At 43.4% G+C, this 22832-nt stretch carries 17 protein-coding genes; 6 read left to right on the top strand and 11 right to left on the bottom strand.

Annotation, left to right across the window (positions count from 1 at the left end; all coding sequences use genetic code 11):
* Nucleotides 1–346: 346 nt before the first annotated feature.
* Nucleotides 347–1489: a DUF4221 family protein gene (locus GJS45_RS19760; RefSeq protein WP_162343594.1), complete on the bottom strand. Its 1143-nt coding sequence runs from the start codon at nucleotides 1487–1489 to the stop codon at nucleotides 347–349.
* Nucleotides 1490–1650: 161 nt separating this feature from the next.
* Here GJS45_RS19760 and GJS45_RS19755 point away from each other — a divergent pair, with 161 nt between their 5' ends.
* The gene (locus tag GJS45_RS19755; protein WP_162343593.1) at nucleotides 1651–1887 is read left to right on the top strand and encodes a hypothetical protein; all 237 of its coding nucleotides are present in this window, start codon (nucleotides 1651–1653) and stop codon (nucleotides 1885–1887) included.
* A 396-nt stretch (nucleotides 1888–2283) separates the two neighbouring features.
* Here the strand turns inward: GJS45_RS19755 and GJS45_RS19750 are convergent, their stop codons facing one another.
* From GJS45_RS19750 to GJS45_RS19740, 3 genes are all read right to left on the bottom strand, one after another.
* A complete protein-coding gene (locus GJS45_RS19750; protein WP_162343592.1) occupies nucleotides 2284–3402 on the bottom strand; it encodes a DUF4221 family protein in 1119 nt (372 codons plus the stop codon).
* 18 nt (nucleotides 3403–3420) lie between these two features.
* The gene (locus tag GJS45_RS19745; protein ID WP_235954884.1) at nucleotides 3421–4611 is read right to left on the bottom strand and encodes a hypothetical protein; all 1191 of its coding nucleotides are present in this window, start codon (nucleotides 4609–4611) and stop codon (nucleotides 3421–3423) included.
* A gap of 408 nt (nucleotides 4612–5019) precedes the next feature.
* Nucleotides 5020–6246 (bottom strand): hypothetical protein, encoded by a 1227-nt coding sequence (locus GJS45_RS19740; protein ID WP_235954883.1) that lies wholly within the window; start codon nucleotides 6244–6246, stop codon nucleotides 5020–5022.
* A 1364-nt stretch (nucleotides 6247–7610) separates the two neighbouring features.
* Here GJS45_RS19740 and GJS45_RS19735 point away from each other — a divergent pair.
* Nucleotides 7611–8774, top strand: coding sequence for a hypothetical protein (locus tag GJS45_RS19735; RefSeq protein WP_162343591.1), 1164 nt, complete (start codon nucleotides 7611–7613; stop codon nucleotides 8772–8774).
* 27 nt (nucleotides 8775–8801) lie between these two features.
* Here the strand turns inward: GJS45_RS19735 and GJS45_RS19730 are convergent, their stop codons facing one another.
* Entirely contained in the window at nucleotides 8802–10250 is a 1449-nt protein-coding gene (locus GJS45_RS19730; protein WP_162343590.1) for a glycoside hydrolase family protein, read from the bottom strand.
* 286 nt (nucleotides 10251–10536) lie between these two features.
* Nucleotides 10537–11064 (bottom strand): RNA polymerase sigma factor, encoded by a 528-nt coding sequence (locus GJS45_RS19725; RefSeq protein WP_162343589.1) that lies wholly within the window; start codon nucleotides 11062–11064, stop codon nucleotides 10537–10539.
* Nucleotides 11065–11528: 464 nt separating this feature from the next.
* Here GJS45_RS19725 and GJS45_RS19720 point away from each other — a divergent pair, with 464 nt between their 5' ends.
* Nucleotides 11529–11891: a hypothetical protein gene (locus tag GJS45_RS19720; RefSeq protein WP_162343588.1), complete on the top strand. Its 363-nt coding sequence runs from the start codon at nucleotides 11529–11531 to the stop codon at nucleotides 11889–11891.
* A 381-nt stretch (nucleotides 11892–12272) separates the two neighbouring features.
* Here the strand turns inward: GJS45_RS19720 and GJS45_RS19710 are convergent, their stop codons facing one another.
* Nucleotides 12273–12533, bottom strand: a complete 261-nt coding sequence (locus tag GJS45_RS19710; RefSeq protein ID WP_162343587.1) for a hypothetical protein — start codon at nucleotides 12531–12533, stop codon at nucleotides 12273–12275.
* A 214-nt stretch (nucleotides 12534–12747) separates the two neighbouring features.
* On the opposite strand from GJS45_RS19710, the gene GJS45_RS19705 reads away from it, so the two are divergent.
* Entirely contained in the window at nucleotides 12748–12975 is a 228-nt protein-coding gene (locus GJS45_RS19705; protein ID WP_162343586.1) for a hypothetical protein, read from the top strand.
* Nucleotides 12976–13268: 293 nt separating this feature from the next.
* Here GJS45_RS19705 and GJS45_RS19700 read toward each other — a convergent pair whose 3' ends face one another.
* The gene (locus GJS45_RS19700) at nucleotides 13269–14681 is read right to left on the bottom strand and encodes a sigma-54-dependent transcriptional regulator (RefSeq protein WP_162343585.1); all 1413 of its coding nucleotides are present in this window, start codon (nucleotides 14679–14681) and stop codon (nucleotides 13269–13271) included.
* A gap of 532 nt (nucleotides 14682–15213) precedes the next feature.
* Nucleotides 15214–17838, bottom strand: a complete 2625-nt coding sequence (locus GJS45_RS19695) for a family 20 glycosylhydrolase (protein ID WP_162343584.1) — start codon at nucleotides 17836–17838, stop codon at nucleotides 15214–15216.
* Between the two features lie 78 nt (nucleotides 17839–17916).
* Here GJS45_RS19695 and GJS45_RS19690 point away from each other — a divergent pair, with 78 nt between their 5' ends.
* Nucleotides 17917–19014 (top strand): acyltransferase family protein, encoded by a 1098-nt coding sequence (locus GJS45_RS19690; RefSeq protein ID WP_162343583.1) that lies wholly within the window; start codon nucleotides 17917–17919, stop codon nucleotides 19012–19014.
* A gap of 4 nt (nucleotides 19015–19018) precedes the next feature.
* On the top strand, nucleotides 19019–20881 hold the full coding sequence (locus GJS45_RS19685; RefSeq protein WP_162343582.1) for a hypothetical protein: 1863 nt from the start codon (nucleotides 19019–19021) through the stop codon (nucleotides 20879–20881).
* Nucleotides 20882–20891: 10 nt separating this feature from the next.
* On the opposite strand, the gene GJS45_RS19680 is transcribed toward GJS45_RS19685, so the two are convergent.
* The gene (locus tag GJS45_RS19680) at nucleotides 20892–21581 is read right to left on the bottom strand and encodes a 2'-5' RNA ligase family protein (protein WP_162343581.1); all 690 of its coding nucleotides are present in this window, start codon (nucleotides 21579–21581) and stop codon (nucleotides 20892–20894) included.
* Nucleotides 21581–22636: a hypothetical protein gene (locus GJS45_RS19675; protein WP_162343580.1), complete on the bottom strand. Its 1056-nt coding sequence runs from the start codon at nucleotides 22634–22636 to the stop codon at nucleotides 21581–21583. The genes GJS45_RS19680 and GJS45_RS19675 overlap by 1 nt, the downstream gene beginning before the upstream one ends.
* Between the last annotated feature and the right edge of the window lie 196 nt (nucleotides 22637–22832).

The raw sequence follows: 22832 nt of genomic DNA, 5'->3' as shown, positions 1-22832 counted from the left end.
ATGATCCGGAACCCGCTTTACCTATCATCAATTGCCTAATAGCTGTAGGCAATCGGATTATTGTCCACATCCCTGGCTTTAGCCGAATCTGGATTACCCTACACTTGTCCTATCCTAAATTTGGGCTGAAGCCCAGGACTCTTGATTACTATTTTTTTGAATGGGCTAAAGCCGCATTCCTATTGAATATTTATATCAATTGCCTACTGCTTTAGCTGTAGGCAGTAATGAATTCGCCAGTATCATTGGCTTTAGCCAAACCATTTATCCAAAAAGCTAAAAATTCCAATTTCACCCTAAATGCTCCGTTTCCCTCGTGGAATGGGGACAGGATAATATCATCATTTCATTCACTTATTGCCACCCTAACAAATCCCATCTCATCTTCTCGATTCTTAAAGACCCACAACATCCCGTCCTTCACAAAATATTTAGCAGAGGGATTGATAGTAAGCTCAGGTATTGGTGTTTCACTTAGCAGATTAAATTCCATATCAAAAACACTGAGAAATACATCGATATTAGTTGCTTCATGGAGCAATCTTCTCTCTCGTTTTTCTTCACCAAATCTTCTTGAGGAAGAAAGCCTCAAATACCTCTTGTTTTGTAGGTCCCAAACCAAGGGGCCAAAACTTACTTGTTCGTGGTAAGATTCCAGGGCATTGATCCTGTCTTCAATCGAATTTATTAAGTCACCTTCGGTAGCTATTGTTACCTTGCTTGGTGTGTGTTTGGAGGAATAGGTCACTTGTTGAAGTTCATCGTTTTCCGGAGAATACACATAAAAATCATTGGAAAACTCATGGGATACGATCACCTTATTCTGTTGACTGGTTATAAAGACCCGGGGATCCCATTTATTATAAGTTGTCAGATCTCCAAGTGTGTATTTTTTATAATTCCCGTTAGGATCAATTTCAAATGTGGAAATATGGTTGTCCGCTATGTTTAGCTTTTTTAATGATATCCTATTGGTCGGATGGTCAGTAACCAATCCAAAGGCCAGGTAATCAAAGTTGGGATTTGCCATTTGCTGGTATACATTTTCTTTGTCAGCCATTCCTCCCTGCGCGAGGGAAATATTATTCCAATCAAATTTTTTCACCAGCCTACCTTCTAAATTAAAATGGCCTCCAAATTGCCCTGCGAGGAACAATTTTCCATTCCCCATACTTTTGAGCGAGGAGATCCATGAACCGGTACCATCCGGGCCTTCTTTTTGAAGCGGATAGTTGTCCACGAGTTCCAGCCGGTCCAGATCTATCTTTTCAATGCTGTGGTCAAATTCGCTGTAGTTATACAGAAACGCATCTTCCTGACAGTAATCCGAGACTTGCAATAGATATTCCAAGTACAAAATCTCTCCCATGGAGTCTACTACCACGGAATCAACCCTGTAAGAAATTGTTTCAACGTTTGCGGCATCTTGCGATTTTCCGCAGGAAAAACCTACAATAAGTAAAATGCCAAGAAAAGTTCTGTTGTACATTGGATTTAAAGGTGTCTATTATAAAAGTAAAGCAACATTCTATAAACCTATTCATTTTCAGTACATAATGGAAGTAATTTAATCTAGTTTAACCATTTTTAACCCCAAATCATGGACGGGTAAATTGGAATAGGCTATTTCCTATTGAATATTTATATCAATTGCCTACTGCTTTAGCTGTAGGCTATAATGAATTCGCCAGCATCATTGGCTTTAGCCAAAACTTTATCTCAAACCCTAACATCCAAATTTATAGTTCAACCTGTGAATTGGGCAATTACTTTATTGAAGGGGCTAATGATTTGCTGGTGTTCTTCCCAGCAATTTTGGCTAAAGCCAGGGGATTGGAAATCAATAATTTGGAATGGGCTATATCCTATCGAGGATTGTTCGGTTAAAGATAGATCCATCATGATCCGGAACCTGCTTTACCTGTCATCAATTGCCTAATAGCTGTAGGCAATCGGATTATTGTCCGCATCATTGGCTTTAGCCAAACCTGGATAACCCAACACCCGTCCTATCAAAAATTTGGGCTAAAGCCCAGGACATTGGATTGCTATATTTTTGAATGGGCTAAAGCCGCATTCCTATTGAAGAGGGATCGCCCATTGATTTCAGCCATAATTTGGAATCAGGGTTCTTTTGATTCAATTGCCTCCTGCTTTAGCTGGAGGCAATGTTGAATTTATCGATGTCCCCGGCTTTAGCCAAACCATTTATCCCTGAAAGCTCAAATAAGAATTACACCATAAATGCTTCGGCTCCGTCATAAACAGGATAACCTCATAATGCTATTTGCTAATCGCCAACCTGATAAACCCCATTTCATCTTCCATATTTTCATACATCCAAACCTTCCCATCCTTGACAAAATGCCTTCCGGGCTTTTTGGTCAATTGGGGGACTAAAATTTCTCCCAGCATGTTTAAGTCCTTGTCAAATGCTGTTAAATACACCATCGTTTTGCTCTCATTTTCCTCATAGGAAAACCGGTAAAAACATTGTCTGTCACTATCCCAAAAGGGTGACATGAAATTAACTTCTTGTTTATACCTTGCATATTCAACCTTAAATTCCTCAGGAGTTTCATGTACTTTTTGGTATTCTTTCTCTTTTTGGTTGGCAGTAAGCTGGCTATCGTATGATTTCATAAACAAAGAATCCATCTCCGTGTCGTACCATATCAGAGCATTCGTGATTTCATTCGATAGTATCACTTTTTTACCAAACTTTTCTATCCCCACTTTTGGTGATTCGCTCATATGAACTGTAGCCTTTCCTGAGATCGTATATTCAAAGCTATAATCAGGTAATCTCTCAAAGCTTTTTAGCTCAACTCTGGAAGTTTCATATTCCTCCAAATGGAGCAGTCCCAAAACAAACCTTTTATCCTCGTACCCTTGAATCAATCCATATAATCGCTTGGCATCGGGGTCCAGTACCACCTTAGTTCCCGATAACAAATCCCCACCGTTATGCCAATTCGCCAACGAGAAATTTTCATAATAAACGGTCATTAACTTTTCTCCTTCCATAGAGAATAAGGAGATCTGGTATATAGCCGTTATGGAAACATGGCTTTCGTCGATAATTCTCATCACTCCTATACCAGGCCCGGTCCCGTTCGGTCCTTCTTTTTCAAAAGGGAGCTTTTCCTCCAGGCGCAACTCATCCAGGTTAATTTTTTCCAGGGTATGGTCATCACCATTGAAATTATAAAAATATTTCCCGTCCTTACCCATGTCAGCATTCAAAAGCTGGTGCTTCACAAAGAGAATTTCATCACCGGAATCGATCATTACGGTGTCCAGAGAAAATTGCCGATTGGAAAAGTAGTCCGGACCGGTTTTGCCCATTTTCCCCTCGCAGGAAACCAATAAAATAATGGCGAGGTAACATAAATTCCGCATCTTGTATTTGTTTTAAAATCAATCCATACCATTCTTATTCTCCACCCTGAGTTCCACCCGAAACAGTCGAAAATAATCCCGCTCTACTTCCTCATCCGGTTTTTCTTGCATCCAGAGTTCATTATTCCTGAGCAACATGCTTTCCGGAGTCAATCCATCGGGAACAAAATCACTGACCTTATGGCCTTCAGCGTCCAGAATGGCTATTCTTTTGGCATATTTCTTCAGCATTCTTTCCCTGAATAGTAGGTTTTCCTGTTGGGTTTTATTCTCGTTTTCGGCTTCCTTATCTGCATCAGAATATCCAGGGAAATAGGCGATCACAAAATATCCATCTATCTTCTTGATATTCAAAATATTGCCTGAAGTGAACATTAAGGTGTGATCGACGGAATTATCAATTGAACCCCTGAAATACCGGTAATCGTCCAAGTCAAAAGGTATACTTGAAAGTAAAGAATAGGGTTCGGTTAAGCTGTAAACATAAATCACGGGTTCGGCCCCAAACACCACATACATTTGGTCATCATCGATTGTAAATATTGGCCGCCAGGCATTCATGTAAAAGAATTTCCCGTTTCGAAATAAACTGCCTTCAGGAAGCTTGATAAAAGGCTCTCTGCTACCGGATTCTGGGTTAAGCAAAAACATCAAATCCATTTCCTCGTAAAACCGGGTATCAGATTCAGAAATGCCTTCAGGTACCTCTTGGTCAGGATATACATAACGATTGCCCGATTTTTCCATTCCAAAACCCATTGCATCCCTTCTAAAAAAGGGTAGCTGAAATGTTTTGAGTTTTACCCTGCTTAGAAGCTTGCCTGAAAAATCATAAGTCATAAAACCATTGTATCCATAGACCAGAAAAGTATTGTCATCAAGAATTCTTAATGTTGACATCAGTCTTCCATACCCATCAGGGACATCTCCCAATTTGGAGAAGGAGTCGAGAATTTCGCCCTCAAAATTGGCAACCATGATGTCTTCAGTAAATTGCCTGTGCTCCATAAACAAAATGGTACCTGACTTAGGGTCAATGTCATGGACGGAAGGATTTCCGAGGTAATCAATCTTTATACTGTCCAATTTTTCAAAATACACAGCCGTATTTGAACCTTCGATTTCTTTATTCCCACCATTATCCTTTTTCCCGGAATCGCAGGAAAGCAACAACACGACAAACAAAAAGGGAATAAAGATTCGATGCATAGCCGGTGAATTTTTCAGCATGGACAGAGGAAGACCTGTATTAATACCTGGGGTATATTTCAACTATTAATTTATTAATTAAAATTTTAAAATCAAACTTTTCTTAGGAGAACAATTAGATTTAAGATTTGCCCGATCCGAAATTTGGGCTAAAGCCCAGGAACTTTTGATTACTATTTTACTGAATGGGCTATTTCCTATTGAAGAGGGGTTCGAATGGCAGGAGGTCCGATTTTTATTTAAAAGCCAAAATCTATTCAAAATCTTTGCATCATCACCTTGAATCAATTGCCTACTGCTTCAGCTGTAGGCAATCTGGAATTTGCCAGCCCCCCCTGGCTTTAGCCAAATCAGGTCCGAAATAGGTCCAGCCTCCACTGTTTTGGACTAAGGCCGCATTCCTGATAATCAAGTTGTTGCATGCAATGATAGCTTAAGCATGGTTTTTTGATTTGACCTTTCCATTTTCAGCCCCACCCGAAACAGCCGGAAATAATCCCGCTCAGTTTCTCGATCAGGTTCCTCAACCATCCAAAGTTCATGATTACGGATCAGCATACTACTGGCTCTCAAACCTTTAGGGACGAAATCGTTCAACCTATTACCATTTGAATCCAGAACAGCAATATGTATAGGGTATTTTTCCCGCATCCGTTCATTAAAAGCTCTTGCTTCCTCAGGTGATTTATTGATAGAAGACTCATCTCTATCCTTTTTTTCATATCCTTTAAAATAGGCCACTGCGAAATGTTTGTCAATTTTTTTAATATTTAAAATTCTTCCTGATCCGTAATTAAACCCCTTTAATTCAAATCCAGGACCATAGTCAACTTCACCCTTAAAATATTCATAATTTGGAAGGTCAAGTGGAAAACTCGAAATTAGGGAATAAGGTGGATATGCCTCGTATATATAAATTATCGGTTCAATACCAAATGCCACATAAATCCGGTTATCCACTAGGGTAAAAGCAGGGGCCCAGGAATCTCTGAAAAAGTATTTGCCACTTTTGAAAATACTGCTTTCGGGAAATTGGATAAAGGGTTCCTTCTCTCCTGTTTCGGGGTCCAGCCAATTCAATAATCGTATTTCGTTGTAAGCATCGATGCTACTGTAGTTGATATCCCGCGATCCCTGATCTATATACAAATATTTTCCTTCCCATTTTTCCATTCCATAGCCCATAGCCTTCCGGGTAAAATTTGGAACCCGAAATTCTTTCAGTTTTACCCGTGATTGAAGTTCTCCGTTAAAATCATAAGTCAAAAATCCATTATAACTGTAAGCCATAAATGAACTATCCCCATCAATCTTTAAAGAAGCCATCAGGGCCCCATAGCTGTCTGGCACATCTCCCGATTTGGTAAACGAAGCCTGTATATTGCCTTCAAAATCAGCCAACAAAATTTGCTCAGTGAATTCTTTATGTTCCATAAAAAGCACTGTTCTGTTTATGGGATCCAGGTCGTGAACGGTTGGGCTTCCCAGGTAATCAATCTTAATACTGTCCAATTTTTCAAAATACACGGCCGTATTTGAACCTTCGCTTTTTTTATTACCGCCTTCATCCTTTTTCCCCGAATCACAGGAAAACAACAAAACGACAAACAAAAAGGGAAATAAGATTCGATGCATAGCCGGTGAATTTTTCAGCATGGACAGAGGAAGACCTGTATTAATACCTGGGGTATATTTCAACTATTAATTTATTAATTAAAATTTGAAAATCAAACTTTTCTTAGGAGACCAATTAGATTTAAGATTTGCCCGATCCGAAATTTGGGCTGAGGCCCAGGAACTTTGATTGACATTTTTTGGAATGGGCTATTTCCTATTGAGGAGGTCGGATTGCGGGAAATCCAGATTTTTATTTATAAACCAAAATCCCTCTGCTATTTTGGAGCCATTCCCTTTGTATCAATTGCCTACTGCTTCAGCTGTAGGTACCCTGGAATTTACCAGCATCATTGGCTTTAGCCAAAACGTTATCCCCAAACCCTAAAATCCAAATTTACGGTTCAACCTGTGGATTGGGCAATTACCTATTGAAGGAGCTAATGATTTGCTGGTGTTTTTCCCAGCAATTTTGGCTAAAGCCAGGGGATTGGAAATCTATAATTTGGAATGGGCTAAAGCCCAATCCTATTGAGGGTTGTTTCGTTAAAGATAGATCCATCATGATCCGGAACCAGATTTACCTATCATCAATTGCCTAATAGCTGTAGGCAATCGGATTATTGTCCGTATCCCTGGCTTTAGCCAAACCTGGATTACTCTACATTTGGGCTAAAGCCCATGACATTTAATTGGTAATTTTTTTTGAATGGGCTAAAGCCGCATTCCTATTGAAGTAGGCTCGGATTCCGGGAGTCTGCAAATATATTTATAAGCCAAAATTCCTCTGTTATTTTGGAATCATTTCCGTTGAATCAATTGCCTACTGCTTTAGCTGTAGGCAATCGGGAATGCGCCAAAATCCCTGGCTTTAGCCAAATCTGGGTTACTCTACACTTGTCCTATCCTAAATTTGGGCTAAAGCCCAGGACTTTTGATCGCTATTTTATTGAATGGGCTAAAGCCGCATTCCTATTGAATATATAAACGAATTGTCTTAATAGCCGTACCAATTTGGGCTAAAGCCCGCTTTTTCTTGGAATGGGCTATTTCCTATTGAATGTTTTTATCAATTGCCTACTGCTTTAGCTGTAGGCAATCGGGAATTAGTCCCCATCTTCGGCTTTAGCCATACCATTTATTCAGCCACTCAAATTTTTGCCCGGGAAGCGTTGGGTACCTTGGAATTACCTGCCTTTTCATGGAAAGAAAAAAAATCTCGTTCCCCAGTTTAAAATTAATAATTAAGTCCTTATTTTAGCCCTTTGTTTACAAAATAGGAAAGCGACAGGGTTCCAAATCGCTTCATTTTTTTTGGTTCGGAATCGCTACAGACTTTTTAATGGGTGAACAATGACTTTTAATCAGTATTAACTTTTATACAAATGAAAAAAACAGCTTGGTTGGCCTTGATAGCAATAGGTGTCATGGCATGTGAGGGAGGTGATTTTTCCGATGTCCCGGCACAGGTCGATAACGAAGAACCGGAAGAGGAAATTGAATCTGAAATCCCAGAAGAAAAGCCCTTTGAAGGCATGACCCTCACCGCTGTCGGTGGGGGAGCGATCAACTATGGGGTGAGAGATATGCTTTTTTTCGAAGAGCAGTTAATCGTATCCGGAGAATTTTCTCAGATCAATGGCATAGGGGCGGATTATGTGGGTGCCTATGATGGTAACCAATGGAAGAAAATGGGTCGCGGCTTACCCAACCTGACCCCTGCCTTGCTGGTTCACGAGGGGGTTCTTTATGCCGGCGGCCATTTTATGGACGCAAAACAGGAGGATGCGCTGCATTTGGTAAAATGGAATGGCACTGGCTGGGAGGAAGTGGGGGAAGGACTCAATCTCCCGGTCAACACATTGGGGATCTACCAGGGCAGCCTGGTTGTTGGTGGAGATTTTACCATTGCCGGAATTGGGAGTCAGGACATTCCTACCAGGCACATCGGTAGTTGGAATGGTGAACGATGGCGCATGTTGGGCAGCGGACTGGATGGACCTGTGCATACACAAATCGTGTACAGGGGAGAATTGGTGGTAGCTGGAGATTTCACGACGGCCGGAGGAGAAGCCGCCCGTAGTATCGCCACCTGGAACGGGGACAGATGGTGCAACTTCGGAGCGGGAATCGACGGTCAGGTGTTTGATTTGGCGGTATATAAGGACGAGTTATACGCCACCGGCACCTTCAACACCGCCGGGGGAACGCAGACAAACCACATTGCCAAATGGAACGGCTCTGAATGGAAATCCCTGGGTTTAGGACTTAACATGACCGACCCATCTTCTTCCACCTTTGATTTGGCCGGTAGGGGCTTGTGTGTCATCGAGGACCACCTGTGGGTCGGGGGTGCTTTTAATTCCGTAGGTGGAGTCCCTACCGAAAATATCGCTATCTGGGATGGCGAAAGTTGGCATGGAGCCGTTCCCGGACCCAATAACCGGGTGGATAAAATCTATTTCCACGAAGAGGTAATCTATCTTGGCGGATATTTCAACCATTACGATGAGGCCGGGTTTGTGGCCATTTGCAAGATTGAAAAGTGAGGTGTTCCGTTGGATTTTATCATCGGGTCAGTGAAACCTGAACGCAAACAAATCAGCATCTTTCAGGTACACCCGCATTCGAATCGGTTTTCCGGATAACTCCGAAACATCACTACTTCCATTCCAATACACCTCTCTGGAAATTTCATTACCGATTACCGGCTGGGCTTCCTCCATGGAATACCCTGGTATTTTGTTTCCATTTTCATCCAACAGTTCTATTCTGATTTCACCGGCAGCGGAGGTGGAATAATTGAGTTCCAGCGTTTCGCCTTTAAATATAAAGGATTTGGTAAGCATTTCCCCACCTTCATATCCGGCGGACAAAGAAGCAAATCCATCCAGACGCAGGGCATACCGGCGCAGGTGAGCAGATGGCTGAGCATAATCCTGATTCACATAAATGGACATTTCGGTCTCTCCGGTTTTTACCACATTCAATGCGGGGTAGTTGGACCGGGACACCCAGTTCTGCAAACCGATGCCCGGCCGGATAAAGGACTCCATAAATTGCCGGTCATAACGGTTGCCCCCTCTTGATGACATCAGGATGACATCGGAGCAGTCGTTGTAATAGTTGGGATTCACTCCCAATTTTTCGGCTTCCGCATCCGATACCACCTTTCGGTTAGGCATGAAACGGGCACCAATGGCCAGGTAGATATGGGGTGCCCGAAAATAGGGGCTGGTCTGCTGCGTATACAGGTGTTCGTAAGGGGTATTCCCAAAGCCCATCGGCTCGGGGTCTGTCCAATGGATAAAATCCCTGGAAGTAGTTCGGCTTACTGAGCGGAACCCTTTGTATCCCTTACCGGTCCAGGTCCGGAAATAACAAACATACACCTGTTCTTCCTCCGACCAGAAGGATACATTCTGAGAATCAAATACTCCCTGGGTAAACACGGCTTCCTCTTGGACTTTCTTCCAGTTTTTCCCGTCTGCAGAGGTGAAGGCTACCAGGCCACTTTTAGAAGTACCGCCCAGGGCCTTGAATTTTTCGTTTGGTTTGGCTGCCGGATTGCTGTCCAGAAAGGGGCTAAAATTATGGGTGATGGGAGCGGCATTGGCCAATATTACATTGTTGTCTTTGCTTTCTTCTATTTCATAGATGCCCAGGCTGGGCTTTTCCCAGTGTATGCCATCCCTTGATTCGGCGTAGCAGGTCAGCTCAGCGCTATTACCGTCTTTGCCGGCCGTAGGAACACCCCTGTAATAGGCTCTGAAAAAGCCGTCCTCCTCAATGATGGTCACATAGGCAGAGAATGCGCCTTCCCATGGCTTGTCAAAATCCAGTACCTTTCCCTTGTCTTCGGGATGGTGCAGCGTAATTTCGGCTTTTTCCAAGGTTTCGATCAGGTATTGGTCCACAAATAGCTCTCGGTCGCTTCCTATTAGCAATGGTTCAGCCTTCTGCCCATAGGAGGAGGAGAAAGCAAATGCAACTACAAAAAGAGTAAAGAACAGCTGTTTTATCATATCTTTAAGGAATAAACTATCTATTTAAGGTGCTTGACGGGTATGTTACCAAACTTAGGTAAATACCGCCTATTACTCAAAAAATAAAAGCCTAAAGCTTTCTGCGAGGAGATTTATTGTCAAAAAAAGTGTCATGCTAAGTCAACCCAGGAGAAATAATCCATTAAGTACGACTTTTTATTATTGCACCAAACCAAAAAATATACCCGATTCGAAAGCGGCGCAAGGGATTCCATGCATTTGAAGAAAATCAAATGTGTTCGTTGGTCAATACCTACCGGACCGTTTATTCCATTTCCTTTCTAAGGATAAATTTGGCTTTTACCAGTTGATTCTTAACCGTATTTTTTGAAATCATCAGAATATCGGCGATTTCATTGTAGGACTTTTTTTCAAAATAATTCATCTCCAGTATTTTTCGCCTTTTGGGAGATAAATTTCCGATAATGCTTTCCATTTTGGTCAATTGCTCTTCCTTTACCTGGCTGCAATCATCCTCTTCCTGATGGATTCGATCCCAGAATTTTTCCTTTAGACTATTATTTTTGTTCAAAGCCTTCAGGTAATCGAAAATCTCGTTTTTGACCGAGGTAAATACATAGGAATTAAAATTTAATTCCGGCCGAATTTTACTCCTCCGCTTGAGAATTTTCATAAATACCTCATGATAAATGTTTTCCGCCTCCTGCTCATCTTTGATAATGGAAACACTGAAACGAATCACAGGTACCCTGTAATATTGGTAAATCTTTTCGAAGGCCTTGCGGTCCCCATTCCGAAAACCATCCAGTAATTTTTTGTCAGGTTGTTCCATATCCCAAGTATTTAAGTGATAATAAACTGTTTGGCATACACAAAACACATAATCTTCGTGCGTGTGCACCCTATTTTTTTATGAATATCAAGGTTTAAATTGGTAAAATCTGCGCAAATCACGTATATTAATCTTCATTTTGCGAAATTTACGATTGCATTACGAATTGAAAATGAAGTGTTTAACAATTTCATGATAAAAAAATAATCGAATGATTGATAAGACGGTTTTAAAAAGTGGCTTTTATTAAAATTGTGTTAAATATTCCAAGAATTTCTGATTTAAAAGTAAACTGGAGTTTTTCCAAAATTATATTCGATTTTGATGATTGTAAAAAATTTACAAAATATTTCGGTTATTTATGCCAGATGATGTTTATGGTTCATTTTTTGAATCCAACTAACCAAAGCTGTTCAAAACATAGTTTTTTTTGGAAACTGTCTTTAAACTAATAATAGCATATCATGAAAACAATACCAGCACAATTACCCATGATTCTTCATTACCTGAATCAGGAATCCGGCAAAGAGAACGTAAAAGAAAGTCTCGAAAAAACCTATGATTGGCTAAGCTATAAACTGTCACGTATTACTGACCATGAACAGGTAAAGAAACTACAAGCGAAACCATTCGATCCGCAGGTGCAGGAACAATGGAGGCAAATCCTGGAAGATGCCATCGCAGAAGACGATCTGTATTATGAGGAATTGGAGGTGATGTTAAAAGAAGCAGTAGCCTTGATACAAATCAAAGATCCTGAGGGTTACCACGCCTTGCTAACGAAGCAGCGAAGCCCCCAAACGGAAACCAGCAAATCTGAAGCGTAGGAATTTGAGCAGACTTCTATACTGGTTTCCTCAGGGGTGATGTAAAAATCACTACTTCAAGAAATCCGTAGCGTTATCCAGATAGGTAGCAGCTATTAACGTGAATTCGAGTAAAGAACGTACTTAATACCCGGCTATATTGGCAATGGTAGCGCCTTATTATAGGTACAATGTTGTGGCAGTCCCGTTTAACTAAAGATTCCCACGGATTCCTCCGCACACACCCGATCTAAGGGCCTCGTAATGAAGGTTTTATTATGAAAATAGGTCGAACCCACGTTATTATTGATTTGATAGAATTTCGTATGCGATGGGTTTGAAACTGTAATTATTGGATTGCTCAGCAGAACAAGCTGTAAGGCCAACAATCAAATGGATTAATTACTTTTGAACCCGTTCTTTTTCGGTAAGGTGCACCAAGTACTCCGTTAGGTTCTTCCATTGTAATTTTTGAAACCCCAGCCAGCCCCCTCCTGCCATTAGCGTGTTGATCCAATCTCTGCCTGCAGCCTGGTCACCTTCATTATTGACAAATTCATTTTTACTTGAAAACACCTTGTTTTTTCCTTTCTCTCCTTTCAGCACCTTGATTTCCTTCAAAATTTTTTCTTTAATGGATTGTACCCAATTGTATAGTCCCATGATTTTGAAAATTATTTACGACCATTCTTGGTAATAAAGGAGCAACTATTATGCTGGAAGACTAATAATAACGTAATGTTTTACCGGACTTAAGTAATTTAAAAGATCCAGGCTATTTAGGGTATGATCTTTGAACTTATATCGTTTGGATCAGTGCGTGTTTTATAAACTGCACTACCATTTTCATTCACATTTTAACCAAAACCCTATTAATATGAACAAGGATAAAAAAGAAGGTCAAATTGCAAAAAATATTGAAAACTATACGGCAGAAGTTCCTTCTGATGCCTATTTATGGACCTCAATAGCTGCCATGGGTCTTTCATTAACCCTTAAATTGGTCAAAAAAAACGAGATGGCACTTTTTGTTGGCCAGTGGGCAGCACCCATTCTTCTGATGGGTGTTTACAATAAAATAGTCAAGACGGAGGGCTCAGATTGATCCAACAACAATGATGAACTCTGTTCATAACCCAATGATTACTTAGATTCCAAGATAATCATTGGGTATTTTTAGTAAAACAGCAATTAGCCCTACTTATCTACGCCGAATTACAAACAAACAGGTATCAATTTAAATAAAAGATCCGTTTGGAGCAATTGGAAATACGGCTGACATCGGGAGTATACCTACCCCATTTCGAGGTCAAGAAAACTAAATAAGGATTTGTACCCAATTCTCGGGTACAAACCCTCCCCTTTCAATATCGATCACTTTCGGTTGTAACTTAGAGACTATCTTAAAACCTTTAATTTGGAATAGAGCGTTTTTCGGTGAATATTTAATATTTCTGCGGCTTTCGTTTTATTAAAATCAACCTTCTGAAGTACCTCCATAATCCGGGTCAATTCGGCCCTTCGGGCAGCCGATTTCAGATCGGGATCTGCCGATTCCCTGTTCTCCGACTGCATCTCGGTGTTGACTTCCGATCCCCCGTTCAATTTATTGGTGATAACGGTAGCTAATAAACCATGTGGTAAGGCATCTTTATAGATAAAATGGTCTTTTTCGATAAACAGGCAGGCGCGCCGAATGACATTTTTTAGCTCTCTGATATTGCCGGGCCATTCATAATTATGAAATATATCCTTCACTTCATCAGAAAGCTGCGGTTTCTCTATTCCTAATTCCTCGCTTGTATCCACGAGAAAATGATCGATAAACAAGGGAAGGTCTGAAATCCTTTCTTTTAGCGTTGGAACTTTTAAGATAAATTCACTCAATCGGAAAAATAGATCTTCACGAAAACAAATGGGTGCCGACTTGGCGTTCAAGTCTTCGTTAGTGGCTGCAATCACCCGTACATCGATGGGCACCTCATTGACTCCGCCAATTTTCCTAATGACTTTTTCCTGAAGGGCTCTGAGCAAGGCCATTTGCGTTTCCAGGGATAGATTAGCGATTTCATCAAGAAAAATCGTGCCTCCATTGGCCAGTTCAAACAATCCCGTTTTTTTGGAAACCGCTCCCGTGAAGGCTCCTTTTTCATGACCAAAAAGCTCACTTCCAGCTATTTCTTTGGAAAGACTTCCGCAGTCAACGGCTACAAATGGTTTATTGGACCGATCACTAATTTTGTGAATATGCCTAGCCACCGCCTCCTTCCCGGTGCCGGTTTCTCCTTCTATTATAACGGTGAAATTAGTAGTCGCCACTCTTTTTATCTGACTGACCATCTCTAAGGCTTCTCTGCTTTTACCCACTACAAAGCCAAATTCATTGCGCGTGCCATTTTCCGGCAGTTGGTTCTGCTTCACCGAAGAGGAAATATTCAGACGTTGGGAATCATGTGACCTACCGCAATCCCGAACCGCTTCAAGCAATTCATCCGGATTCAATGGCTTCGACAGGTAATTGAAGGCCCCGCGTTTGATTAAGTCCACTACATTTTTCAAATTAAAATCCCGGCTCATGAAGATCATGGCAATACCTGGGTGAATTTTCAATACTTTCTCAAAAAAGACAGCACCGGCTAAATCTGGCAAACGGTATTCGCTAATGATGATATCAAACTTAGCCTTTTCAATAATATTCAAAGCAAGATTTCCTTGGGTGATGGTTTCAACCTCATAATTATTCCGAGAAAGAAATTTTTTTAAAAGGTCACAATTAGAAATTTGATTATCAACAACTAATATCTTTTTCATATCTTTTTGGAATTTAGGGTATTCTATTAAAATTCTAATTAGGTAAATCAATACTTAACAAATATAGTGAAGTAAATACCCCATTATGTTACAAAATAATCTCGTTTAGTTACATATATACACTAATTATTTATAATCATTAATTAAAATCATATAAATAAGAAAAAAGAAAACGAATTTTATTGATCAGAAGATACATTCTATTCGAAAAAAATGGGCAAAAAAACTGGTTCTAAGACCGTCGGACTCTGGGGCCATTAGGGGGGTGGATCCTGGAAAAATAGCCTGCTAAAAAGTATTATGCCATTGGCAGGATAGGATCAAACTGGTGGATTTCCCCCCAGATTGACCGATAGAAAACAAATGAGAGCTTTAGGGGACCTGCCTGGTTAGCACCTGCCCTTTATGATTAATTTTTATCAGCCTTTTCAGCGTGCTTTTGCTACCTCATTGGTACAGTTTCTGTAGCATCCGACTTCGCTCAGGCTTCTGAACTGGCGGCAGCTTGGACGACAGCAGGGTGTCGTTTAAATCAGCGAGGCTGGAGATTATCATTGGAAACCCTACCTGTCCCGGGGTTTACAGTTACCGTTCTACTTCCCTTTCCTGTTTTATCAAACGCTCTTACCTTTACTTCACCCTCCAAGGGTATCGGCATTTCGTACTTCGGGGAAGTTGGGCTGGGTTCGCTGCCATCTGTGGTATAGCGAAGTTCGAGCCCGGGAAAGTTCACATTGGCCTGAAGGGTATCGTTTTCTACCTTCACCCCGGGAGGAGCGATTCGATAAACATACCCCCCGTTCCAGCGGGCCAGTTTGGGATACTCCCTTTGGGCAATGGTGTTGGAAAACCGATTCCAGCCTTTTTCAATTTCACGGTCCATTAATTCCAGATCATTTTCCCGCTCCCATTCCCGCTCCTTCGCCCAGGCACTCTCGGCAAAGCCCAGCAGCTTAGGAAAAATGTAATATTCTGCCATATCACCCCCTTTAACGGTCTCTCCCCAAAGCTGCGCTTCCAAACCCAGGATATTTCCTCTTGCCTCCGGGTTTATCCGGACCATCTCCTTAAATTCCGCTTCCCGGTCCAATTTCTTTCCCATATTGGTCGTATAGGTGGTTTTAAACCAATCGTAGGGAGCAAAGGTCCAGGCATTCTTGGTATCTACAAATCCCGCCCAATACAAACCCGGTTCGGTAGGGTCGTTGGAATAGGCCAGGTCAAAGTAGAAATTAGATACATTACAAAGCACCACTTCGTACCCCTCATTTGCCAGTTGGTAGCCCATGTCGGGGTAGTCAAACAGGTTATTCCATATATAGGGTATTACCTTTTTTCCTACAAATTCCGGATTGGGCCGATATTCTCCCGTTTCATCCTTTATCAGGGCCATTTCTTCCCAAACATGTACTTCCAGGTCCCTTTTTTCCAGTCGCTTCATCAATTCACGGAAAAAATAAGCCTGGAGGTTTTTTGGATCCGTAATGTCCGGCAATTCTTTTAACAGGGAATCGGCCATGGGAGATTGGGTCCAGGAGCCTTCAGGCACTTCATCCCCACCTGCATGCATTTTTTTCAATTCCAGGCCAGCCTCCTGATACATAAGGGCCAGTTCGTCCACAACCTTTTCATAAAACCGATAGGTGGATTCTCGGGCCACACTGACCACGTTATCCTTGTAGGCCTGAGCAGAAAGGTATTCCGATTGGTCATCGGGGTCAATCAGCCGGTATTCTTCTGCTGCCGCCTCATTTCCTTCCTCCATAAATTTCAGGTACCTCGCTTCCATGGACTTAATGGCAGCCCTGGCATGCCCTGGAAAATTCAACTCCGGGATGATGGTGATGTGACGATCCCTGGCATATTCGAGTAGGTTGATAAATTCTTCCCGGGTATAAAACCCGCTGCCATGGCTCGCAGCGGCATAGGCTTTCGGTCCGGAGCCATATCCGGGATGCAGTGCGGCCTCGTCCATTCCCTTGACATGCTGTCGCTGCCCTCCTACCTCGGTCAACTCAGGAAGTCCTGGAATTTCCACTCGCCAGCCTTCATCTTCAGTAGTATAAAAGAGGAAGTGATTAAGCTTGTAGTGGGCCATCATGTCTAAGGCTTTCTTAATGGTTTCCTTGGTTTGAAAATTTCTAGCCACATCCATGTGCAGACTCCTAAATCCAAATCGGGGTGCATCGTCTATGCGAACAACGGGTACTTCCAATGGCAACTCCTTATCCAGGTAAATCTCGGGTTCCAGTAAGGCCAACAAACTCTGAACACCATAAAAAACGCCAGCCGCATCCCCACCGGTAATAACAACACCCTCTTCGCGCACCTCCAGCTGGTAGGCTTCCTTTTGCTTCCCATCCACTTGAATATCGGCAACGGAAAGCAGAATTTCTGCGTCTCCTCCCTGACCCGCTTCAATCATCAGGTTTACTCCAGACAGGCTTTCCAGTTTTTCGTTCAGGTAAGTGGCCTCATTCTCCAGCCCCTCCTGATAGGCAATGGTCATTCCGGAATTAATTTCAAAAATGCCTTCTCCCTTTTCCATGAAAAATGGCGAGGGGATAATGGGTGAAAGTTCCGATGCCGCAACGGACGCTCTTTTTTCATTGGCCTCAAATTGGCTGGCCGGGCTGTATGGGCTTTCCTCATCAGCGGTACCTCTGAGCAGTTGTTCCTCCCGTTCGAAGGGCCTAACTTCCCAGTTGCTCACCGGAATGGTAGCCAGCTCCTCTTCCTCTTGTCCATAAAACACGAAATAGAGCCCCATGGGGGCATCGGTCTCCTTGATGATCCCTTCTATTCCAGTATAAGCCACTTCTACTTGCTCCCCACTGCCCAGGTAAAATCCTTCCCGGGGTGTGAGTTGATACCAGTCCCCGTTGATATGAGTGATCTCCGCCTCTGTGCTGCTAACGATCATCCTTGGAGACATGTTGAAAAATAAGGCCCAGCCTTCATCTTCCAATGGCTGATATCCACTATTTTCGATTATAAAACGGGCGTCAAATTGACCTTCTTCCTCCGTAAAATTACTGACCAACTCCCATTCCAAATGAAGCTGATCCACAGTTTGCTGCCAGGAAGGCTCTTTCTGACAGGCGATAAAAAAAATGCTTATGCTAAGCAGCAGAAAGGAAGAAATGCTTTTATTCATAATTCAACAGATTTAAGTAGCCTTATTATTACCTGCATTGGTATTAAATTGACTATTGAACGAACCTAATTTTATTGTATGAAGCCAACGAGTACCCGATTAATCTCCCTGGATGCCTTAAGGGGATTTACCATAGCTGCCATGATTTTGGTCAATTACCCCGGTACCTGGGACCATGTGTATCCCTCCCTGTTGCATGCATCCTGGAATGGCCTTACCATGACTGATTTTATTTATCCTTTTTTCTTGTTTATCGTAGGCGTTTCTATCGCCTTTGCTTACACCAAGCGGCTGGAAGGTGGATTTCCCAAGCCAGAAATGTACAAAAAAATACTGATCCGCTCCTTGAAAATTTTCATCGTTGGCGTTTTTTTAAACCTCATTCCTCATTTTGACTTTTCCGACATGCGCATCGCCGGGGTCCTGCAACGCATCGCAGTTGTCTTCCTTGCCTGCGCATTCCTTTTCTTAAACAGCGACTGGAAAAAACAAGCCTTCCTGGCCAGCGGCATCCTGTTGGTTTACTGGCTTGCCTTGACGCTGATCCCGACTCCCGACGAGGGTGTAGTCATGTTCGAACCGGGAAGAAACCTGGCTGCATGGATAGACCGAATCCTACTCCCGGGCAAAATGTGGGAAGGCTCCTGGGATCCTGAAGGACTTTTCAGCACCCTCCCGGCGATTGTGACCGGAATCTTAGGCATGCTCGCTGGACATATACTGCTCTCAAATAAAAACCAACATCTGAAAGCAAACTATTTGATGGCTTTGGGTGTACCGTTGGTATTGTTGGGACTGTTGTGGGCGCAGGTATTTCCCATCAACAAACACCTCTGGACCAGCTCCTTTACCTTGGTGACCGGTGGAGCCGCATTTATAGCCCTGGGGGCCTGCTATTTCCTGGTAGACATTTTAGGAAAACAAAGAGGAACCAGCGTGGGGATTATTTTTGGTGCCAATGCCATTACCGTTTACGTGCTGGCCGATGTGCTATCACTGTTATTTTATGGGCTGGAAATGGGGGGACAATCCCTAAATGTTCATTTTCTGAATGCCTTCACGGGCATGGGGCTTTCCCTGAAGTTTGCCAGCATGCTGTATGCACTACTCTTCGTAGCTATCAATTTTATCCCGGCTTATCTACTTTACCGACGAAAAATATTTATTAAATTATAAGCATATGAAGCCATGTCTTCCTCTCCTTTGCCTCTTTTTATTTATTGGGTATTTTAGCCACCTTCCCCTATCCATGGCCCAAACGGGAAGTATTCATGAGCCTGTCCGATACATAGGAGGAAACAGCATTGACCCGGATGTACATGAGGGCCGGCTCAGGTACGCGGTGGGGGTAGAAAGCAGGCAGACGCTGCGCGTTAACCGAACCCAACCCAGACTGGCTGGTGGATTCGATTGGACCTACAGCCACGCTTCCAACCTGGCCTATTGGAAGGGTACCTTTTACCAACAGTACTTAAGCAACCCTGTAGATGAACACATTGCGCCCGGACAAACGCTATTGATTCGCTCAAAGGATGGACGGGAATGGACCGACCCGGAGGTTCTTTTTCCTCCGTACCCCGCGCCGGAAGGCGTGCGCATACCCAAAGGTTATGATGGCTATATGATGCACCAACGGATGGGATTTTATGTCAGCAGCAAAGGTAAAATGCTTACCCTGGCTTTTTACGGGCATTCGGAAGATCCTTTCGAAGAGGGTGGTATTGGAAGGGTGGTACGTGAAATTAACGAGGACGGATCCCTTGGGCCAATCTATTTTATCCGATATAGCAGCCATACCGAATGGAACGAGCGCAACACAGCCTTTCCCTTTTACCAAAAATCAACGGACCCGGCTTTTGTAGCCGCTTGTGAGGAACTTCTCAACGATACCCTGGTGACCCTACAGTGGCGAGACGAAGATAATGGACTGGACGGATTCTATACCGGTGACCGGGGCGGTTCAGCCTTCTCCTACTATACCCGGAAGGACGGAAAAACCATTGGCTTCTGGAAACGATCCATGACAGCGATTTCCAGTGATGGGGGGGAAACCTTTTCCCCATCCATCAAAGCCCCTTCGCTTACGATGGCTGGTGGAAAGGTTTGGGCACAGCAAACAAGTGACGAACGGTATGCCCTGGTCTATAATCCGATTGACATCGACGAATACCGGTATCCATTAATTACCATCCATTCGGACGATGGAATTATTTTTGATGACATGGTATTGATACAGGGAGAGGTTCCTCCCCGAAGATTTTATGGGCGCTGGAAAGATTTTGGCCCCTGCTACGTGCGAGGAATTGTAGCAGGCAATGGAAATCCTCCCGGCGAAGATATGTGGCTCACCTATAGCATGAATAAGGAAGACATGTGGGTCAGCCGGGTACCGACTCCCATCCGGCATGCAGTGACCGGACCCGTTTCGGATGATTTTAACACCTTGACTCCCTATGGAGCCATCCCGGATTGGAATATTTATGCACCCCTTTGGGCACCGGTCAATGTGATCCCCTCCCCTTCCGGAGAAGGTAGGGTGTTGGAGCTAAGAGATGAAGACCCCTACGATTATGCCCGTGCCATCCGGGTTTTTGAAGAAGGACAGGAAGTTCGACTGGAATGGGAATTCACGACGGCCTCCACCGGAAACGGGCGGCTTGAAATGGATGTCACCGACCGATATGGCAATCGCCCCATACGCATCCTACTGGACGAAGAGAGGAATCTCAGCTATTTGGCCGGGCATGAAAAGATATTGCTCGGCAAAGTTGAACCGGGGGAATGGCAGAAGCTCTCCCTGCAGGTGATGGCAACGCCCTATGGCCATTTTTCCCTCAGCTGGAATGGGGAAAAGATAGCTGATCACATCCCCCTGACAGTCGCGGTAAAATCGATTGAAAGGCTTTCGTTCCGGACCGGTCCGTATCGCAACTTACCCGGAAGGAAAACCCCCAATGAGGATCCGGTTCCACCTTTGCCGGGAGCCGATACGAAAGTACCTCTGGCCCGTTTCCTAATAGATAATGTTACCGTTACGGATTGATCCCGATTGGCTACTTGCCTCTTAAAGGAAAAGTCTCCAGGATTTGCACCTTTTGCTTTCGCTGGTACCAATCGTTAAAAACCAATTCTACCTGATCAAAACGCTGCGCTCCAAAAAACCGGTCCTGAAATGTGTCCAGTAAATCCACCACCATTTCAGGCTGTTGCACCGGTTTTTGAAAACGGATCACGGTGCAATGAGCGGAGACCAGCCGGTACCGTTTGTCCAGCGACTGCTCCAAGGTAGAGCTTGCAAAGATTGCTCGCAGGTTATTTCTGCCATTTTCAAGCTCCCCATCCTGCGGAAAGCCTTTAATCATCAAACAGGATGGCGAGGCAAACACCCCGGCAAACCTTAGCGGTATCGGCTTGATGCCTTCCATGGCTTGTTGAATTAATTCTATATACAACGGAAGTTCCAGATCCTGAAGGCGAAATCCCGGATAACAGGAAATCACAGGCATTAGGGTGACATGTATGTCAGAATCCGGGTAATAATACTGCCCCGGTGCCACCCGATAAACGGCTTCGATAAATGCCGAAAAAGCAGCCAGGAGCTCCTCGCCTGGTCTGAGCAAAAGGGTCAACCCTCTCCTCGAATCGGAGGGGTTTGTTATTTCGGGATCAAAAGAAAACCCCTCAGTCGCCACGTTGGCCATTGCTTCGGCATGCAACCGGTGATAATGCCCTTGCAGGTCCATCAATCGCTTGCTTCATCAAATTTCCGAAAGACCAATTGCAACAATTCCTGTACTTCATCCGACTGCACGTCCCATTTAAGGGTGTTAACAAAGCTGCTGTTCATAAGGCTTACCGCATCAAAAAAGCTATCTGTACGGTCCAACTCTTCCAGCGCCTGGTCCATTAGGTCCGGGTTTCCCTGAAAAAGCCGCTTGGTAAACATGATTCGTTGGTTGATGCCCATTCCGTCTCTAATATGCTCAATACTGCCTTTCATATAGGCATGTTCTTCCGATTCAAACCGGGCCCAGGCCAGGGCCGGATCAATGCTCAATTCCCGCTCATCCGAGGCAGCTTCCCCGGCGGCTTCATCAGGAGGCGGTGCCGCTTCCAAATTATCTTCGACAGGTTCCTGGTAAACCCGGGTGGTAGTTCCTTCAGGCCCGGTTTCCCAAATGATCAGTTGGCCCATGTCTACGGGCAAAACAGCGTGGATTTGGTCAAGTAATGCTTCCGGAGACGCTTCCTCAGAAAAATGATCATCAAAGCCCTGATGTAGTTTTTCTCTCCATGTGGAGCTTTCCGGAGATTCAATCAGAACCTCCACCGCCGGTTGCCAGGAAGTAGCATGCCACTTAAGGTATTTTCGCAGACCTTTGAAGTCAGGGCTTGATTTTTTAATCTGACCTTCCAACTCCTCTTCCATAAAGGCCAATGGTTCTACGGCGAGCTTCAGCACTTTTTCCAGGGAACGTTCCAGTAGCGGTTCGAAATCTTCCTGACGGATTTTTATCGCCCTGGAAAGCACGTTCATAAAATCCTCCAACGCACTCACTACTTTTTTATCTTGAAAATCAAAAAAGGGACTTCGGGAGAACCGCTCCATTTGCTCTTGCCAACTTTCAAATAGGGACTTGATTACCATCAGGTTAAGCTGTCGGCAAGGGGTAAGGGTAGCGATTTCCTCCCCGCTAATGGTCTCCGTTGATTCAAAAAATTCCTTGCATAGGTTTTGGGCAAATTCCCTGGAATACCTGGCAGCGTATTCCGTATTTAAACTGCGTTGTCTTTCCATATGAATCGTCATTATTCGGTTAAAAGTACTTGTAAAGGTAGGGATTTTATCCTTTAAAGAAAGGATGCATTGCTTAACAGGGGACTTGCAAGGGTGTAAAAAAACGGATAAAAACCCGTAATTTTGAGGATTCCATTGCAGGCCCTATCTTTCCGTCTTCCTTTGGTACTGTTATTGGATAGTCGTTGTTGTTAAT

It is taken from the genome of Cyclobacterium salsum (assembly GCF_010119245.1).
GTDB classification, from domain to species: Bacteria; Bacteroidota; Bacteroidia; order Cytophagales; family Cyclobacteriaceae; genus Cyclobacterium; species Cyclobacterium salsum.
Note: the sequence above shows the minus strand (reverse complement) of the source record. Positions and strands in the feature narration are given on the sequence as shown.

What these genes read in the sequence shown, in the direction of transcription:
- GJS45_RS19760 (WP_162343594.1), bottom strand. Translation starts at nt 1,489, where the DNA reads ATGTACAACAGAACTTTTCTTGGCATTTTACTTATTGTAGGTTTTTCC.
- GJS45_RS19750 (WP_162343592.1), bottom strand. Translation starts at nt 3,402, where the DNA reads ATGCGGAATTTATGTTACCTCGCCATTATTTTATTGGTTTCCTGCGAG.
- GJS45_RS19745 (WP_235954884.1), bottom strand. Translation starts at nt 4,611, where the DNA reads ATGCATCGAATCTTTATTCCCTTTTTGTTTGTCGTGTTGTTGCTTTCC.
- GJS45_RS19740 (WP_235954883.1), bottom strand. Translation starts at nt 6,246, where the DNA reads ATGCATCGAATCTTATTTCCCTTTTTGTTTGTCGTTTTGTTGTTTTCC.
- GJS45_RS19735 (WP_162343591.1), top strand. Translation starts at nt 7,611, where the DNA reads ATGAAAAAAACAGCTTGGTTGGCCTTGATAGCAATAGGTGTCATGGCA.
- GJS45_RS19730 (WP_162343590.1), bottom strand. Translation starts at nt 10,250, where the DNA reads ATGATAAAACAGCTGTTCTTTACTCTTTTTGTAGTTGCATTTGCTTTC.
- GJS45_RS19725 (WP_162343589.1), bottom strand. Translation starts at nt 11,064, where the DNA reads ATGGAACAACCTGACAAAAAATTACTGGATGGTTTTCGGAATGGGGAC.
- GJS45_RS19720 (WP_162343588.1), top strand. Translation starts at nt 11,529, where the DNA reads ATGAAAACAATACCAGCACAATTACCCATGATTCTTCATTACCTGAAT.
- GJS45_RS19710 (WP_162343587.1), bottom strand. Translation starts at nt 12,533, where the DNA reads ATGGGACTATACAATTGGGTACAATCCATTAAAGAAAAAATTTTGAAG.
- GJS45_RS19705 (WP_162343586.1), top strand. Translation starts at nt 12,748, where the DNA reads ATGAACAAGGATAAAAAAGAAGGTCAAATTGCAAAAAATATTGAAAAC.
- GJS45_RS19700 (WP_162343585.1), bottom strand. Translation starts at nt 14,681, where the DNA reads ATGAAAAAGATATTAGTTGTTGATAATCAAATTTCTAATTGTGACCTT.
- GJS45_RS19695 (WP_162343584.1), bottom strand. Translation starts at nt 17,838, where the DNA reads ATGAATAAAAGCATTTCTTCCTTTCTGCTGCTTAGCATAAGCATTTTT.
- GJS45_RS19690 (WP_162343583.1), top strand. Translation starts at nt 17,917, where the DNA reads ATGAAGCCAACGAGTACCCGATTAATCTCCCTGGATGCCTTAAGGGGA.
- GJS45_RS19685 (WP_162343582.1), top strand. Translation starts at nt 19,019, where the DNA reads ATGAAGCCATGTCTTCCTCTCCTTTGCCTCTTTTTATTTATTGGGTAT.
- GJS45_RS19680 (WP_162343581.1), bottom strand. Translation starts at nt 21,581, where the DNA reads ATGGACCTGCAAGGGCATTATCACCGGTTGCATGCCGAAGCAATGGCC.
- GJS45_RS19675 (WP_162343580.1), bottom strand. Translation starts at nt 22,636, where the DNA reads ATGGAAAGACAACGCAGTTTAAATACGGAATACGCTGCCAGGTATTCC.